This is a genomic window from Pseudomonas chlororaphis subsp. piscium (assembly GCF_003850345.1).
Classification (GTDB): Bacteria; Pseudomonadota; Gammaproteobacteria; order Pseudomonadales; family Pseudomonadaceae; genus Aquipseudomonas; species Aquipseudomonas piscium.
In genome coordinates this window covers 2,203,691-2,220,224 of sequence record NZ_CP027707.1, presented here as the reverse complement: position 1 = coordinate 2,220,224, position 16,534 = coordinate 2,203,691, and the positions used below count along the sequence as shown (strand labels likewise).

13 protein-coding genes and 5 tRNA genes are annotated in these 16,534 nt (G+C 62.5%); 4 read left to right on the top strand and 14 right to left on the bottom strand.

Annotated features, from left to right (window positions below):
• Positions 1-51 precede the first annotated feature (51 nt).
• The gene (locus C4K38_RS10150) at positions 52-1,743 is read left to right on the top strand and encodes a molecular chaperone HscC (RefSeq protein ID WP_053278188.1); all 1,692 of its coding nucleotides are present in this window, start codon (positions 52-54) and stop codon (positions 1,741-1,743) included.
• On the opposite strand, the gene C4K38_RS10145 is transcribed toward C4K38_RS10150, so the two are convergent.
• From C4K38_RS10145 to uvrB, 13 genes are all read right to left on the bottom strand, one after another.
• Positions 1,740-4,424, bottom strand: a complete 2,685-nt coding sequence (locus C4K38_RS10145; RefSeq protein ID WP_053278187.1) for a DUF805 domain-containing protein — start codon at positions 4,422-4,424, stop codon at positions 1,740-1,742. The two genes, C4K38_RS10150 and C4K38_RS10145, sit on opposite strands and share 4 nt — an antisense overlap.
• Positions 4,421-5,119: a DUF1266 domain-containing protein gene (locus tag C4K38_RS10140; RefSeq protein WP_053278186.1), complete on the bottom strand. Its 699-nt coding sequence runs from the start codon at positions 5,117-5,119 to the stop codon at positions 4,421-4,423. The genes C4K38_RS10145 and C4K38_RS10140 overlap by 4 nt, the downstream gene beginning before the upstream one ends.
• A gap of 186 nt (positions 5,120-5,305) precedes the next feature.
• Entirely contained in the window at positions 5,306-5,752 is a 447-nt protein-coding gene (locus tag C4K38_RS10135; RefSeq protein WP_007922004.1) for an Hsp20 family protein, read from the bottom strand.
• Positions 5,753-5,871: 119 nt separating this feature from the next.
• Positions 5,872-6,831, bottom strand: coding sequence for a tRNA dihydrouridine synthase (locus tag C4K38_RS10130; protein ID WP_025804183.1), 960 nt, complete (start codon positions 6,829-6,831; stop codon positions 5,872-5,874).
• 119 nt (positions 6,832-6,950) lie between these two features.
• A complete protein-coding gene (locus C4K38_RS10125; RefSeq protein ID WP_007922008.1) occupies positions 6,951-7,388 on the bottom strand; it encodes an acyl-CoA thioesterase in 438 nt (145 codons plus the stop codon).
• 48 nt (positions 7,389-7,436) lie between these two features.
• On the bottom strand, positions 7,437-8,270 hold the full coding sequence (locus C4K38_RS10120; RefSeq protein ID WP_053278185.1) for an alpha/beta fold hydrolase: 834 nt from the start codon (positions 8,268-8,270) through the stop codon (positions 7,437-7,439).
• Positions 8,271-8,299: 29 nt separating this feature from the next.
• Positions 8,300-8,839: a TetR/AcrR family transcriptional regulator gene (locus C4K38_RS10115; RefSeq protein ID WP_053278184.1), complete on the bottom strand. Its 540-nt coding sequence runs from the start codon at positions 8,837-8,839 to the stop codon at positions 8,300-8,302.
• Between the two features lie 182 nt (positions 8,840-9,021).
• Positions 9,022-9,097, bottom strand: a tRNA-Glu gene (locus tag C4K38_RS10110).
• A gap of 80 nt (positions 9,098-9,177) precedes the next feature.
• Positions 9,178-9,253: transfer RNA gene (locus tag C4K38_RS10105), tRNA-Ala, on the bottom strand.
• A 53-nt stretch (positions 9,254-9,306) separates the two neighbouring features.
• Positions 9,307-9,382, bottom strand: a tRNA-Glu gene (locus C4K38_RS10100).
• Positions 9,383-9,461: 79 nt separating this feature from the next.
• Positions 9,462-9,537, bottom strand: a tRNA-Ala gene (locus C4K38_RS10095).
• A 237-nt stretch (positions 9,538-9,774) separates the two neighbouring features.
• Positions 9,775-11,256: a glutamate--tRNA ligase gene (gene gltX / locus C4K38_RS10090; RefSeq protein ID WP_025804186.1), complete on the bottom strand. Its 1,482-nt coding sequence runs from the start codon at positions 11,254-11,256 to the stop codon at positions 9,775-9,777.
• A gap of 301 nt (positions 11,257-11,557) precedes the next feature.
• The gene (gene uvrB, locus C4K38_RS10085; RefSeq protein ID WP_007923725.1) at positions 11,558-13,573 is read right to left on the bottom strand and encodes an excinuclease ABC subunit UvrB; all 2,016 of its coding nucleotides are present in this window, start codon (positions 13,571-13,573) and stop codon (positions 11,558-11,560) included.
• A 336-nt stretch (positions 13,574-13,909) separates the two neighbouring features.
• Between uvrB and C4K38_RS10080 the strand changes: the two genes are divergently transcribed.
• Positions 13,910-15,106, top strand: a complete 1,197-nt coding sequence (locus C4K38_RS10080) for an amino acid aminotransferase (RefSeq protein ID WP_053278183.1) — start codon at positions 13,910-13,912, stop codon at positions 15,104-15,106.
• A 120-nt stretch (positions 15,107-15,226) separates the two neighbouring features.
• The gene (locus tag C4K38_RS10075; protein ID WP_053278182.1) at positions 15,227-15,421 is read left to right on the top strand and encodes a hypothetical protein; all 195 of its coding nucleotides are present in this window, start codon (positions 15,227-15,229) and stop codon (positions 15,419-15,421) included.
• 6 nt (positions 15,422-15,427) lie between these two features.
• On the opposite strand, the gene C4K38_RS10070 is transcribed toward C4K38_RS10075, so the two are convergent.
• Positions 15,428-15,661 (bottom strand): hypothetical protein, encoded by a 234-nt coding sequence (locus C4K38_RS10070; RefSeq protein ID WP_053278181.1) that lies wholly within the window; start codon positions 15,659-15,661, stop codon positions 15,428-15,430.
• Positions 15,662-15,931: 270 nt separating this feature from the next.
• Between C4K38_RS10070 and C4K38_RS10065 the strand changes: the two genes are divergently transcribed.
• Positions 15,932-16,007: transfer RNA gene (locus C4K38_RS10065), tRNA-Asn, on the top strand.
• Positions 16,008-16,534 lie beyond the last annotated feature (527 nt).

The window sequence follows — 16,534 nt, the reverse complement described above, 5'->3', positions numbered from 1 at the left end:
TTGGCGCAACCTGTAGGGTCGCGTTTTTTGTGACGCCCCACGAGATCGATCATGCAGGATGCAACCCTCCCCCGCCCGGCCCTGCTGGGCATTGACCTTGGCACCACCAACAGCCTGATCGCCGTCTGGCAGGACGGCCGCGCCCAGTTGATCCCCAACGCCCTCGGCGATGTCCTCACCCCATCGGTGGTCAGCCTCGATGAAGACGACAGCATCCTGGTGGGCAAAGCCGCGCGGGCCCGCCTGACAACCCACCCGGAACGCACGGTCGCCGCCTTCAAGCGCTTCATGGGCAGCGACAAGCGCCTCGAACTGGGCGGCCGGCCGTTCAGCCCGGAAGAACTCTCGGCGCTGGTGATCGGCTCGCTCAAACAGGATGCCGAAGCCTTTCTCGGCCATCCGGTGCAGGAAGCGGTGATTTCGGTGCCGGCCTACTTCAGCGACGAACAACGCAAGCGCACGTTATTCGCCGCCGAACTGGCAGGCCTGACAGTGTCGCGACTGATCAACGAGCCGACCGCGGCCGCCATGGCCTACGGGCTGCATGAACAGAAGTTCGAACGCACGCTGATCTTCGACCTGGGCGGCGGCACCTTCGACGTCACGGTGCTGGAATACGCACTGCCGTTGATTGAAGTGCACGCCTCCACCGGCGACAACTTCCTGGGCGGCGAGGACTTTACCGAGGCCCTGCTGCAGGCCTGCCTCAAGGACTGGCAACTCACCCCGGAGCAGATCGACGCCCAGGGCATGGCCAGCCTGGGTGACGCCCTGGAACAGCTCAAGTGCAAACTCGCCGACGGCACTCAGTCACTGAGCTGGCGTCATGGCGACCGGTCATATGCATGGACCCTGGACGAAACGCTGGCGCTGAAGATCTGGGAGCCGCTACTGGCCCGCTTGCGCGCGCCCATCGAACAGGCCCTGCGCGATGCCCGCCTCAAGCCCCGCGACCTCGACAGCCTGGTGCTGGTGGGCGGCGCCACCCGGATGCCGGCGGTGCAGCAAATGGTCGCCACGCTCTTCGGACGCCTGCCTTACCGCCACCTCGATCCGGATACGATTGTCGCACTGGGCGCGGCCACCCAGGCCGCCTGCAAGGCCCGGGACGGGGCCATCGAAGAATTGATCCTGACTGACGTCTGCCCCTACACCCTGGGGATTTCGACCAGTCGCGGCGAACAGGTCAGCGGGGCCTTTTCGCCGATCATCGAGCGCAACACGGTGATCCCGACGTCACGGGTGCAGCAGTTCTACACCACTCACCCACATCAGGCGTTTATCCGCATTGCGGTGTACCAGGGCGAGCGGCCCTGGGTGCGGGACAATATTTTCATCGATTCCTTCGACGTGCCCCTGACGCCCAGCGAACAGATCCAATCCCTGGACGTACGCTTCAGCTATGACATCAACGGCCTGCTCGAAGTCGACGTCACCCTGCTGGCCAGCGGCGAACGTCATAGCCACAGCATCGACCGCAGCCCCACCGGGCTCGATGCGCAATCCCGACAAGCTAGCCATGAGCGGCTGACCGCGCTGAAAATCCACCCCCGCGACGCCCTGCCCAACCGCACGCTGCTGGCACGGCTGGAACGGGCGTGGATGCAAAGCCTGGGCGACGAGCGCGAGCGCATCGCCGACTGGTTGGACACCTTCACCGCCGTGCTCGGCGGCCAGCAACCGGCGGAGATTGCCAGCCATCGGACCCAACTGAACAAGGCGCTGGATCAACTGCGTCTCTAGCCGTTGAGCCGCCGTAAGCTGGCCTGCAAACCACCGGGCAGCGCATCCTCACCGGCGCTGTCCGGCGGTACGCCATAGCGGTTGGGCAGTTTGTCGCCAGGAAAGGCGAACAGGATCAGCGACAGAAACGGAAAGAACGCCGACAGACAGCCCAGCACCAGCAAGGTCGGAATGCCACGGCCTATATCATGCAGACGGCGCAGAACCACCCCGAGCAAAAACACGGTGCCGAGCAACGACACCACGATCGCGGACAGCGACGTGCCGCTGAATAACGCAGCCACCGGGGTGACCAGCACAGTGCCCAGTACCTGCCAGAAGAACGCCCCACGCCCCAGCCGCGTGCCCAGCCGCCAGAACGCCGCGGCGGGTGTCGGACGGCTGTCGCCCTTGGCCAGCAGCAGAGGTTCGCTCCAGGACAGCAACGCACTGAAGGCAAAGCGCAGGCCGAGTCCGTGTTCCGGGTTGTCCTTGGCCCGCTGCATGCGCAGCAGCACTTTCTGCCGCGGCACACCGGCACTGCCGTAACGCACCAGCCCCTTGAGCACATCGAGGGCCAGGTAAAAGGCCTCGCTGTCGATCCCTTCGTCTTCGGCCAGCGTCTGCTGCGGCGGCCGTGGCGGCTCGCCCTTGATCAGGCCGTGGCGGAAGCCGTCGAACCAGTCCTGGGGATTGGTGATTTCGGTAATCCGGTCGAGCAGATATCGACGCTGCTGCGCATCGATCACCGGGTCGTGATAGAGCACGCCACTCAGGAGCATGCGCCCGAGCAAATCGTCCGCGAAGGCCGGCAGGTCACCGCGCAGGCATGCGAACAGGCGCTCGTTGCTCAACAACCGCGCACTGTCGAGCGCTTCCTGGACGCCAAGCAACTGTCGGTCGAGCAAGGCATGCACCGGATCGTCCAATTGCAGCCAGCCGAGCAAAGCGCTCAGGTCACCCTGTTCGCGCTGTAACTGGGCAAGCTGCGGTTGCAGCCGGCTGAGCGGATGGGACGGATTGAGCGCCAGGCGCTCCAGGCACTGCGGGTCGATCAATTGCCACCAGCGTTCCGGCTGCTCCAGCAATGCCATCAGGAACAGCGTATGGGCGTACCAGTGCCAGACCGCCTCTCCCGTCCCTGGTGGCGGCAACACTACGCCGCGCTGGCTCAGTTCAAGCAGCAAGTTCAGCTCCGACACATCGCTAGCGGAATCTGTATCGCCCAATTCGAAAGACTCGGCGATACGCTCCAGGGCGGCGTCACCGTAAGGACGCAATCGGCGCAGCCACAAACGGCAGATCTGGTGCGGCTCACCGGTCGTCAGCGCGGCGGCCAGTTGCGCTGAAGCAGCCCCCTCATCGATGAAGGCTTTCATCGCCAACGGAATCGGCGCCTGGCTCAACCAGCGCAGGTGCTGCCCGGCCTGGTCCTTGAACCCGCTCAGCACCAGAGCTTCGAGGGCATCCAGCGGCTGCGGCTCGTCCAGCACCTGTTGCAACAGCTCTGCTGCGCCACGGTGCAAGGCCCAGGCATGCCGGTACAGGCGCAACAACCGGGTATCGGTGTTCTGGCCAAGCAACTGCGCCAGCAAGGGCAACTCGTCGCCGGTCATCCGCCAATCGATAAAGGCCCGCGCCAACCCCTGCAGCTCGAGCCGGCCAACGCCGAGCCAGCGGATCAGCGTCTCGGGACGTTGTGAAGGGCTGCCATATTCCTGGGTGACGTGGGCGAGATCGGTGGACCAGTCGCTGAAGTTCTCCAGACGATCAAAGGCCTGAATCAGCAGCGGCAAAAAGTCCGGCTGACGTTTGGCGCACAACGCCAACAATTGGCTCTCAGCCTTGGGATGACGATGCTCCTGCCAAAGCCGGACCCAGCAAGGCAACGCCTGATCGTCCAGCCCCAGCAGGCTGTTCTGGCACGCCAACAGGTAAAGCCAGTCCACATCATCCGGCGCTTCGCGCTGCTGTTCGACGCACAACTGCAGCAGCCCCGGACCACCGATACCGGCCTGGGTGAATTGCACCAGCAAGCGCTTGATGAAGAGCGCATCGTTCGGTAACGGCAGGCAGGTGTGCTGGCTGGCGAAACCTTCGTATTCGTGGAGCGGTCGCCGGTCGAAGATGAAGTCGAGACTGCGCGCGTACCACAGGCTTTCGGTCTGCGCCGGTTCCGACCAGCTCCCCATCAGCGCCGTATCGAATGGGTCCGGGGTCTTGATCCGGTTCAGATAGTCCTCGACATGCCGGGCCTGGTCGAAACCCAGCTCCAGCAACTGATGCTCCCAGCCCATGCGCTGGGCCAGCAGGCCCGCGCAACGGTAGGAAAGCGGCCCGGCGTTGGCCGTCTGCTGGAACAACTCCCAGCGCAGGTCATCGAGCAGGCCGAGCGGCAGTTGATCCAGTGTCTTGATAAAGGCCTGCCAGGCATCCGGATTGAAGCGGCGCGCCGGATCACTCAGCAGCGCATCAAAATCGAGGATCGCCTGTGAGGGCTCCGGCTCGCTCTCCTGCGACTCCTCAAGCTCCTGCTCGTTGTCTCGCACCAGCCGCAGAGCGCTTTCGTAAGCCTGGCGCAGCGCCTGGAAGCCTTCGGGATCGGTCTCCGGGTGATGCTCCGGCAGACGGGCACGATAGGCATTGCGAATCAGCGTTTCATCGGTGGTAGGGTCGATGCCCAGCTTTATCCAGCAACTCATGACCAGTCGAACTCCTCTAGCGACGCCGGACGCTGCGGCAAGTCGAGATCCAGGTGCCAAGGCAAGTCAGCCAGACAATCCGGCATGTTTTGAGCGAGCCCCCGGGCAATCATCTGGCTATTGGGGTTCTCCCCCTGTCGATCCAGCTCGTAAGCCAGTTCATCATCGCTATTGCCCAGGCAACCCCAGAACGCGCGGCCAACCAGGAATCCGTTGAAATAGGCGAACCAGCTGCCGTAGTGGTATTGCGCCCTGACCGCCAGCCGGCCGTGCAGCCACAGGCTCTCGGCCAGATCGATCCACTGGTTGCGCACGCCACAACGCAAGAGAAACCCCATGCGCCCGTAATCCCAGGCCAGGATCCCACCCGGGCCGCAAGCGCCAAAGGTACGGCTGGCGAACTCATGGAGGATGCGTTCACGGGGTTCGAGCGTCTCGAGCAGGGCCTGCCATTCGCTCGGCAGGCAACGCTGCCAGGCGCGATACGCATCGTCGAGGTGGGTGGCATGACCGTTGTCAGTCATCTTTTCCAGCATGTCCAGCAACTGCCGTCGGTCACTGATGCCCCAACTGCCTTGCAGGTCGATGGATTCCGAGCCGGGGTAGAACGCGGGGTTGTCGTATCCGGCGCGAGGGTTGAGCGCAACCATCGGCGCAGAGAGGCTCCACAGCCAGCGCTGTTGTATCTCGTCCATGAAAAGGGCTCCAGGCCGACCGGAGAGGAATGGGGGGTCGGCAAAACTGCGGCGGATTGTAGAGAAAGCGCCACAACGCGGCAAAGGCGAACGATGATTTTCTCGGGCATAAAAAAGGCCCCGACTTGTCGGGGCCTTTTTCAGCGACTCAGCGCTCGATCAAACGCCTGTGTGGCGGCGCATGGATCAATGCTGCAGCGCTGGCTTCTGCGTCCCGTTGATCGGGATGCGCTTGGCTTTCGCCTCTTCCGGGATCACCCGCAACAGGTCGATGCTCAACAGACCGTTGCTCAGGCCGGCGGCCTTGATCTCGATGTGATCGGCCAGGCGGAAGGACAGCTTGAATGCACGCTGGGCAATGCCCTGGTGCAGGAAGGTGACGCCTTCGTTCGCGTCACGCTTGCCGCCACTGATGGTCAGCACGCCCTTCTCGACTTGCAGCTCCAGGTCTTCTTCCTGGAAACCGGCGGCGGCCACGACGATGCGGTACTGGTCGTCACCGTGCTTTTCGACGTTGTAGGGCGGATAGGTGCTGCCTGGCTCATTGCGCAGGGCGGTTTCGAACAGGTCGTTGAAACGGTCGAAACCCACCGAGGAACGGAACAGTGGCGCGAGGGAAAATGCAGTACTCATGGTTCAAATCTCCTGAAAACAATCAGCAAGTTTTTTATCTCCGCGACCCGAATTCGGCATCGCGTAACCCTTAGATAGGGACCGCCGATTGCATTTCAAGAGACTTTTCGCAGATTTTTTCAGGCCGCCTCGGCCACCGGCAAACCCAGCAAACGCGAGACTTGATCCGGCTCGGTTTCGCGGCGCAGGACGGTGAACAGCTCAACCGCCTCGGGATAGTTGCGGGTCAGCATCGCCAGCCACTGCTTCAGGCGGCCCGGCGATTGGCGAGCGGTCATCTGCGCCTTGGCTTGCAGCCAGAAGTCCTGGATCAGCGGCATCAGCTCGGCCCAGGTCATCTCGACCACCTCTTCCCCGGCCCGCGCGGCGGCGATTTGCCGGGCCAGGTCCGGACGCGACACCAGGCCACGACCGAGCATGATGTCTTCCACGCCGCTGATTTCGCGGCAGCGGCGCCAGTCGTCGACGCTCCAGATATCGCCGTTGGCGAACACCGGCACCTTGACCACGTCTTGCACCCGTGGAATCCACTCCCAGTGCGCCGGCGGCTTGTAGCCGTCGACCTTGGTCCGCGCATGCACCACGATATGTTCCGCGCCACCTTCGGCCAACGCCGTGGCGCACACCAGCGAGCCATCCGGGCTGTCGAAGCCGAGGCGCATCTTGGCGGTCACCGGAATGTGCGCAGGCACGGCACGCCGCACATGCTCGACGATCTGGTTGAGCAGCTCCGGCTCCTTGAGCAGCACCGCGCCGCCACGGGACTTGTTGACAGTCTTGGCCGGGCAGCCGAAGTTCAGGTCGATGACTTCGGAGCCGAGCTCACAGGCCAGCGCAGCGTTTTCCGCCAGGCACACCGGGTCGGAACCCAGCAGTTGCACACGCAGCGGCACGCCGGAGGCAGTCCGGGCGCCATTCAACAACTCGGGGCCGAACTTGTGGAAATAGGCCGGCGTGAGCAACTGGTCGTTGACCCGGATGAACTCGGTCACGCACCAGTCGATACCACCGACCCGGGTCAGCACATCCCGCAGGATGTCATCGACCAACCCTTCCATGGGCGCCAAAGCAATTTGCATGAATCACACTCAACGTAAAACGCGGAAAAAAACGTGCGGCAGTTTACTGGGTTTCGCTGGGGAGCAGGTATTTCAGCGGGTGGATGGTCACCGGCGGCGATGAAGCCATCGCCGAAGGTTCAGCTCGCGCCTTGCAACGCCGGTCCATAACCCTCGAGAAACTCCGCCGGCATGCGCTTGGGCTTGCCGCTGGACAGCTCGATGCAGACAAAGGTGGTCTGGGCCCGCAGCAAGGTGGCGCCATCGCTCGGACGCACCAGCTGGAAGCGCCGCGACATCTTCAGGCGCTGGTCCCAATCGACGATCCAGGTCGCCAGTTGCAGTTCGTCGCCTTCATAGGCCGCCGCCAGGTAGTCGATTTCATGGCGCACCACCGCCATGGCCCGATCCAGGCGGCGGTACTCGCTCAGGTCCAGACCCAGGCGCTGGGAATGACGCCAGGCGCAACGTTCGAGCCAGGTGACATACACCGCGTTGTTGGCATGCCCCAAGCCGTCGATGTCTTCGGCACCCACCTGCAGATCGATGATAAATGGCGTTGCCAGATCCCAGCCCATACCCCACTCCCGGTCAGATTATTCGACCGGGGCAGTGTAACGGATTGCTCAGGCGGATTGGCGCGCTTGCAGGCTGTGGCCGGCCAACAGCGTCAGCACCCCCTGGATCACCCGCGGGTCGGCCAATACGCGCTGATGACCGCCCTCCTTCAGGCGCAGCAAGCGGCTGTCGAACCAGGCCTCGTGGATCAGCTCGGATTCCTTGACCGGGACAAAGTTGTCGTCTTCGGCATGCACGATCAACCCGGGCATATCCAGCTGGTAGTGCGCGACATCCAGGGCCGCGGCGCGCATGCCGACATCCTGCTCCACCTGGCGGATAAAGGCCGAGCGCGCCTTTGGTGGCAGGCGCACATAACGGGCGAAGCCGCGCAACACGCCGAGTATCCGCGCCGGGGCGGCGATGCTGACCAGGGTCTCGGTGCGCAAGCCCAGTTGCACTGCCAGCATGGCGCTGGCGCCGCCCATGGAATGGCCGATGACCGCGCGCAGCGGCGGCAACTCCGCGGCGGCTTCAAGCATGGCCCGGGCAAACAGCATCACATTGGCCTCGTGACCGGGAGAACGTCCGTGAGCGGGACCATCCAGCGCCACAACGCTGTAACCGGCGCCCACCAGCGCATCGATCAAGCTGGCGAACTGCGTGGGACGCCCTTCCCAGCCATGCATCAGCAGCACCGCCGGCCCCTGGCCCCAGCGCAATGCCGAGAGCCCGAAACGCAGGGTGATGCGCTCCGAACGCGCCAGCAGCGGCAGCTCCCAGTCACGCGGCAGGCGCTCGCGCGGCGTCATGAATGCCAGTCGCATCTTGCTGGCGACCAGCTTAGGTGCGACCCAGCCCAAGGTGCCGTTAACGCCACGAACCCAACTTAACGTGCTCATCACTTCTCTCCTCAGGCCTGGGCCTCAGGTCATAGCACCGCCGACTTGGCAGCACGCAGTAAACGGTCCGACAGCTCACCGGCTCCCAGGGCCCGAGCCAGGGACAAGCCGCCCACCATCAGGGCCAGGTCGGCCAGGGCCTTGTCGATGTCTTCAGGGGTGGTCGCCAACTGAGCCAGCATCAGCTCGATGTGTTCACTCAGGACTTTGCGGAAATCGTCCGGCAGGCGCCCCATCTCACCGACCGACGCGGGAATCGGGCAGGCCTGCTCGGTGGAATCGCGGTGCTTGCGCGACAGGTAGAACGCCGCCACCAGCGCCCGCCGCTCTTCGCCGGTCAACGACGCATCCATATCGGCAATCAGGCCCCGGCGATGGGCCAGCAATTGACTGAACGCTTCCAGCATCAGGGCGTCCTTGCTTTCGAAATGCGCGTAGAAGCCACCGACCGTCAGGCCCGCGGCACCCATCACTTCGCCCACGCTCGGCTCGGCCGGGCCACGTTGCACCAGCGCGGAGCTGGCGGCCTGGAGAATGCGTTCGCGGGTTTGAGCTTTTTTATCGTTCATCGTTGCCTCCGAATATTACGATCAAAATATTATTCTCATAATAAATTTTAGCAAGTCGTTAGTGTGACCGCCGGTCAGAAGAACAGTGTGGGGAGAAAGGGAGAATTGGCCAAACGCCAGACAAACAAAAGGGCCATTCAATAATTGAATGACCCTTATAAATCCCGCAGAGCGGGTAATCGTGGCGTCCCCTAGGGGACTCGAACCCCTGTTACCGCCGTGAAAGGGCGGTGTCCTAGGCCACTAGACGAAGGGGACACAAACCCTTCTATACAACTGATCAGTGCTGAGAGCTGATCGATTCAAGGCCGGTGTGGCCAGGCCTTGAACTGTAAAATTGGTGGAGCTAGACGGGATCGAACCGTCGACCTCTTGCATGCCATGCAAGCGCTCTCCCAGCTGAGCTATAGCCCCAGATTTTTCGCCTCGCGGCGGAGCGACATCTTGTAACATCGCTTCTGTAAAACTGGCGTCCCCTAGGGGACTCGAACCCCTGTTACCGCCGTGAAAGGGCGGTGTCCTAGGCCACTAGACGAAGGGGACGCAAACCCTTCTGTACAACTGACCAGCGCTGAGAACTGATCGATTCAAGGCCGGTGTGGCCAGACCTTGAACTGTAAATTGGTGGAGCTAGACGGGATCGAACCGTCGACCTCTTGCATGCCATGCAAGCGCTCTCCCAGCTGAGCTATAGCCCCTCATCGTTGATGTCATCGCTGAGGACGGGGCGAATCTTAAGGGCGTATCGGAAGGCTGTCAAATTTTTTTTCAGCTTTTTTTAAAAAAATTTGCCGGCATAACAATCACTTACCGCCCTCCCCCGTAAATCCGGGGCTTTTGCGGACCGTTGCGCCCTCCAGCAACGACCGCAATTTCCCTGTTTGCGCAGGTCCGCGGGAGCCAGCATGCCGGCTCCCGCGAATCAGAGTGCTGAATCAGGCGATGGCGCCCAGCAGCTTTTCCCACTCTTTGTTTTCTTTCTTCGACACGCCACCCAGCAGGTCGATGGCCTGGCGCAGGCGGAAACGGGTCAGGTCCGGCCCCAGAATTTCCATGGCGTCGAGCACCGAGACCGAACTGGCCTGACCGGTGATCGCAGCGAACATCAGCGGCATGGCATCACGCAGCTTCAGTTCCAGGGATTCGACCACGGCCTGGATGGTCGCGGTGATGCTGTCCTTTTCCCACTGACGCAGGCTTTCCAGCTTCCACAGGATCAGTTGCATCAGCTGCCGTACCTGGTCGCCCGAAAGCTTCTTCGATTCGAACAGCTTGGCATCCGGGGTCACGCCACCGGCGAAGAAGAACCCGGCCAGCGGTGCGATCTGGCTGAAGGTTTCCACCCGGCCTTGCACGTGCGGCGCGATCTTCATCATGTACTCGGGGTTCAGCGCCCAGGTCTGCACGCGGCTGGCGAATTCTTCCACCGGTAGGTCGCGCAGCCACTGGCCATTGAGCCACGACAGTTTCTCGATATCGAAGATCGGCCCGCCCAGGGAGACGCGCGACAGGTCGAAGTTGTCGACCATTTCCTGCAGCGAGAACTTCTCGCGCTCGTCCGGCATCGACCAGCCCATGCGGCCCAGGTAGTTGAGCATGGCTTCCGGCATGAAGCCCATGCGCTCGTAGAAGGTCACGGAAGTCGGGTTCTTGCGCTTGGACAGCTTGCTCTTGTCCGGGTTACGCAGCAGCGGCATGTAGCACAGCTGCGGCTGCTCCCAGCCGAAATACTCGTAGAGCAGAATCAGTTTCGGCGCCGAAGGCAGCCATTCTTCGCCACGCAACACGTGGGTGATGCCCATCAGGTGGTCGTCGACCACGTTGGCCAGGAAGTAGGTCGGCAGGCCATCGGTCTTCATCAGCACCTGCATGTCCATGCGATCCCACGGGATCTCGACATCGCCACGCAGCATGTCCGGCACCACGCAGACGCCTTCGCTCGGCACCTTCATGCGGATCACGTGGGGTTCGCCAGCGGCCAGGCGACGGGCGACCTCTTCCTTGGACAGCAGCAGCGCGCGGCCGTCGTAACGCGGTGTCTCACCACGAGCCATCTGCTCGGCGCGCATCTGGTCCAGCTCTTCGGCGGTGCAGAAGCACGGGAAGGCATGGCCCATGTCGACCAGCTGCTGGGTGTACTTCTGGTAGATCTCGCTGCGCTCGCTCTGCCGGTAAGGGCCGTGCGGGCCGCCCACGTCCGGGCCTTCGCTCCAGTTGATGCCCAACCAGCGCAAGGCGTCGAAAATCTGCTGCTCGGACTCGCGGGTCGAACGCAGTTGATCGGTGTCTTCGATGCGCAGGATGAACTCACCGCCATGCTGCTTGGCGAAGCAGTAGTTGAACAAGGCGATGTAAGCGGTACCTACGTGGGGATCCCCGGTAGGCGATGGCGCGATGCGCGTGCGGACGGTGGTCATGGCATGTCTCGGAAAGAATATGAAAAGCAAAGATCAAACAAGAGGCGAATGGTAACAGGCGATACCGGCCCCGCTCCAGTGAGCAGGGCATTTAAGCCAAGGTCGAGGCTACTCGGGTCGCCCGGGCCGCTGAACCACCGATTGTCCGCCCGTGGCATTTACCACTGGGTGTCAGCATGCTGGCAATTCTGCTGAGCAAGGCGCTACCGGCGGGGATCAAGGCCGGAGAAGCCCATTAATGGCTTGCGACGCCGGCTGGACTGCGTCGCGGAGCATGAAACGAATCTGTAGCGGTTGCAGATCAGACCGTCAGCAAACGCTCGCGCAGCTTGCCGATTTCGTCGCGCATCTGTGCCGCGGCTTCGAACTCCAGGTCGCGGGCCAGCTGGTACATCTTCTCTTCGAGCTGGCGAATGCGCTTGGTGATCTCGCTGGGCGAACGCAGTTCGTTTTCGTAGCGGGCATTTTCCTCGGCGGCCTTGGCCATGCCCTTGCGCTTCTTGCTGCGCGAACCGGGCACCGTGGCGCCTTCCATGATGTCGGCGACGTCCTTGAACACGCCCTTGGGGGTGATGCCATTGGCCAGGTTGAAGGCGATCTGCTTGTCACGACGGCGCTCGGTCTCGCCGATCGCCCGCTCCATGGAGCCGGTGATGCGGTCGGCGTAGAGAATCGCCCGGCCGTTGAGGTTACGCGCGGCACGACCGATGGTCTGGATCAGCGAGCGCTCGGAACGCAGGAAACCTTCCTTGTCCGCATCGAGAATCGCCACCAGCGACACTTCCGGCATATCCAGGCCTTCGCGCAGCAGGTTGATCCCCACCAGCACATCGAAGGTGCCCAGGCGCAGGTCGCGGATGATCTCGACCCGCTCCACGGTGTCGATGTCCGAGTGCAGATAACGCACGCGTACACCGTGATCGGCGAGGTAATCGGTCAGGTCCTCGGCCATGCGCTTGGTCAGGGTGGTCACCAGCACCCGCTCTTCCACGGCCACGCGTTTGGTGATTTCCGACAGCAGGTCATCGACCTGGGTCAGCGCTGGGCGCACTTCCACCTGCGGGTCCACCAGGCCGGTCGGGCGCACCACCTGCTCGACCACGCGGCCGGCATGTTCGGCTTCATAGTTGCCCGGCGTGGCGGAGACGAAGATGGTCTGCGGACTGACCCCTTCCCATTCGTCGAAGCGCATCGGCCGATTGTCCAGCGCCGAGGGTAGGCGGAAGCCGTACTCCACCAGGGTTTCCTTGCGGGAACGGTCGCCTTTGTACATGGCGCCGACCTGCGGCACGCTGACGTGGGATTCGTCGATCACCAGCAAGGCGTCCGCCGGCAGGTAGTCGTACAGGGTTGGCGGCGCCGCCCCGGCAGGACGCCCGGACAGGTAGCGCGAGTAGTTTTCGATGCCGTTGCAGTAACCCAGCTCGAGGATCATCTCCAGGTCGAAGCGGGTGCGCTGCTCCAGGCGCTGGGCTTCCACCAGCTTGTTGTTGCTGCGCAGGTATTCCAAACGCTCCTGCAACTCGACCTTGATCCCCTCGATGGCGTCCAGCAGGGTTTCCCGCGGCGTCACATAGTGGCTCTTGGGGTAGAAGGTAAAGCGCGGCAGCTTGCGGATGACTTCGCCAGTCAGCGGGTCGAAGGCGGAAATGCTCTCCACCTCGTCATCGAACAGCTCGATGCGGATCGCTTCCAGGTCGGATTCCGCCGGATAGATATCGATCACATCGCCGCGTACCCGGAAGGTGGCGCGGGCAAAATCCATGTCGTTGCGGGTGTATTGCAGGTCGGCCAGGCGGCGCAGCAAGGCGCGCTGATCGAGCTTGTCGCCGCGATCAACGTGCAACACCATCTTCAGATAGGTTTCCGGGCTGCCCAGGCCGTAGATGCAGGACACCGTGGTGACGATGATCGCGTCCTTGCGTTCCAGCAGCGCCTTGGTCGCCGACAGGCGCATCTGCTCGATATGGTCGTTGATCGAGGCGTCCTTCTCGATAAAGGTGTCGGAGGACGGTACATAGGCTTCCGGCTGGTAGTAGTCGTAGTAGGAAACGAAGTACTCCACCGCGTTGTTCGGGAAGAACGCCTTGAACTCGCCGTACAGCTGCGCGGCCAGGGTCTTGTTCGGCGCCAGCACCAGGGTCGGACGCTGCACCTGGGCGATCACGTTGGCGATGCTGAAGGTCTTGCCCGAGCCGGTCACACCGAGCAGTGTCTGGTGCGCCAACCCGGCCTCGATACCCTCGACCATCAGGCGGATGGCTTCCGGCTGGTCGCCGGCGGGCTGGAAGCGGGTAACTAGCTGGAATTCAGACATAACGTACCTCTGGGTTCACTCCAGCGCGACGCCGCCGCACAGGAACGAGAAAGACCGCAAACGACGAGTGTCGCAGGGAAAATACTGGATTGTGCTGGATGTGGAGGCAAATTCCACAGCTTTCAAGGTAAAGGTCCCAAGCCCCTCTACGACTTTGCTGTTGCAATAAGACTAACGGTCGAAAAATAAACCGAAAAACTTGCCGGAAAAGCCCTTTCAGCTGTCGCCGCGCACAGCGATGTGCCTCTATACTAGCTCCCCGTTTGTGCACCGCTCTAGTGCATTCGGCTGGAGCGCGACACGTCCCTCCACACTCCATTCAGAGCCGCCGTAATAATGAGCCTGTTCTCCGCTGTCGAAATGGCACCACGCGATCCTATCCTGGGCCTCAACGAAGCATTCAACGCCGATACCCGTACCAATAAGGTCAACCTGGGGGTCGGTGTTTACTGCAACGAGGAGGGGCGAATTCCACTCCTGCGCGCCGTTGTCGAAGCCGAGACGATCCGCGCCGCTCAACATGCCTCCCGTGGCTACCTGCCGATCGACGGTATCGCCGCCTACGACCAGGCCGTGCAGAAGCTGCTGTTCGGCAACGACTCGCCGCTGCTGGCCGCCGGTCGCGTGGTCACCACCCAGGCCGTCGGCGGTACCGGCGCGCTGAAGATCGGCGCCGACTTCCTCAAGCAGCTGCTGCCTGACGCGGTCGTGGCCATCAGCGATCCAAGCTGGGAAAACCACCGCGCGCTGTTCGAAACCGCCGGCTTCCCGGTGCAGAACTACCGTTACTACGACGCCGCCACCCACGACGTGAACCGCGTCGGCCTGCTGGAAGACCTGAATGCGCTACCAGCCCAGTCGATCGTGGTCCTGCACGCCTGCTGCCACAACCCGACCGGCGTCGACCTGAGCCCGGAAGACTGGAAAAACGTACTGCAGGTGATCAAGGCGAAAAACCTGGTGCCGTTCCTCGACATGGCCTACCAGGGCTTTGGTGACGGCATCGCCGAAGACGCCGCCGCCGTGCGCCTGTTCGCCGAATCGGGCCTGACCTTCTTCGTCTCCAGCTCGTTCTCCAAGTCCTTCTCGCTGTACGGCGAGCGCGTTGGCGCCCTGTCGATCGTCAGCGAGTCGAAAGAAGAAAGCGCGCGCGTGCTGTCGCAAGTCAAACGCGTGATCCGCACCAACTACTCCAACCCGCCGACCCACGGCGCAAGCATCGTCGCCGCCGTGCTCAACAGCCCGGAACTGCGCGCCCAGTGGGAAGCCGAACTGGCCGAAATGCGCCTGCGGATCCGCGGCATGCGCCTGCAGATGGTCGACCTGCTGGCCAAGGGCGCGCCACAGCGCGACTTCAGCTTCGTCGCCCGTCAGCGCGGCATGTTCTCCTACTCCGGCCTGACCGTCGAACAAGTGACGCGCCTGCGCAACGAGTTCGGCATCTACGCCCTGGACACCGGCCGCATCTGCGTGGCCGCGCTGAACCAGAGCAACATCGACGTCGTGACCAAGGCCATCATCCAGGTGATCTGAGCCACGCGCGGTGAATGAAAAGGGGGGAAGCCTGAAGGCTTCCCCCCTTTTTTGTGGGCCGCCCTCGCCGGCCCGATGCCCACTAGACTGAACCCATCTTCCCCATATCGAGAATTTCCCATGAGACACGACGACCTGCGCGCCGACCGCGACGAACTGGAGCACTTCCCCCGCCCGCCGAAACGCGAAAAGAACCTGGTCCTGCAAATTGCCCTGGGAGTGTTTTTCGGCGGCCTGGCGCTGTGGCTGGTGCAACTGGCCGTCACCTCGCTGGCCGCGAAGTTCATGCTGGGCACCTTCACCTTCGGCGGTTAAGCCCGCTCAACCGGCCAGTTCAGCGCCGCGCTGGCTGGCGGCATCATCGAAGGCCACATACAGCGACTCGGCGACCTGACTCTTGATGGCCTTGGTGCTTTCCAGCCCCAGGACAAAACCCTCGGCCTTGCCACCCGCACGGTTCAATTCAGCGGCCGATCCGGCCTGGGTAATGGCGTCCCACAGTTTCATGGCCTGGGGACCGACGCCTTTGGGTAGGCTGATCTGCTCGATGCTCATAAAACCTCCTCAGACAGAGGCGACAGGGCAAGCACTACGGCGGATAAAAACTTGAACAGGGTCATAAGCGTTACCTTTTCGGCTGGAAGCCGGGAGCGCGTGAAACCACTGCCGGGGCGCCATGGTAGACCTGTGCCGCGGTTCCGGTAACCGCCTACGGCCAAATAGCCGCGGATTGGCGTCATGACCAGGACCAAGCAAGCCCACCCAAGCGAAACTTTGTTTTTGGATGCTTGACTTCTCCTTTTTAATCAGTAAGATACGCCGCATTCCGCGATAGCTCAGTTGGTAGAGCAAGTGACTGTTAATCACTGGGTCCCTGGTTCGAGTCCAGGTCGTGGAGCCATATTCCTACACTGATTGGCCAGCAACACTTTCAGGAGCGCCCTGCTCCTGCGGCGAATCAGTTCAGCGTCACCCTCCCCCAAGATCGATTCACCGCATGCCAGACCAGCATGTGGATACGCGTTTGTGCCGCGCCCGACTCTAGCCTGCCTCCGATTGCCTGATGCCAGCACCTCAAGTAGGCTGTGCCCCTTCTCACGCCAGCCGTCACGACCCATGTTTCTCCCCGCACAGTCCCATCACAGTTCTCTCTCGATGAGCCCATCGCAGACCTTCGCGGTGTCGCAATCCGACTGCGCGATCAATCGACGCCGCCGCAGCGTGCTGTTCGCCTTCACCTTCTCCCCTCACGCCTGAACCCCAGCGTTGCGCCCGAACCCGGCGCGGACCTGATGCCGCCGCGGACCTTGTCTGCCGCGCATCGATCCATCCAGCGCTTTGCACCGCAGCATCCTGACCCGGCCTACGCCTGCGTATGCCGAACCGGAACCCTGCCCGAACCAAAGCGCCGCGCCACAGCAAACCGTC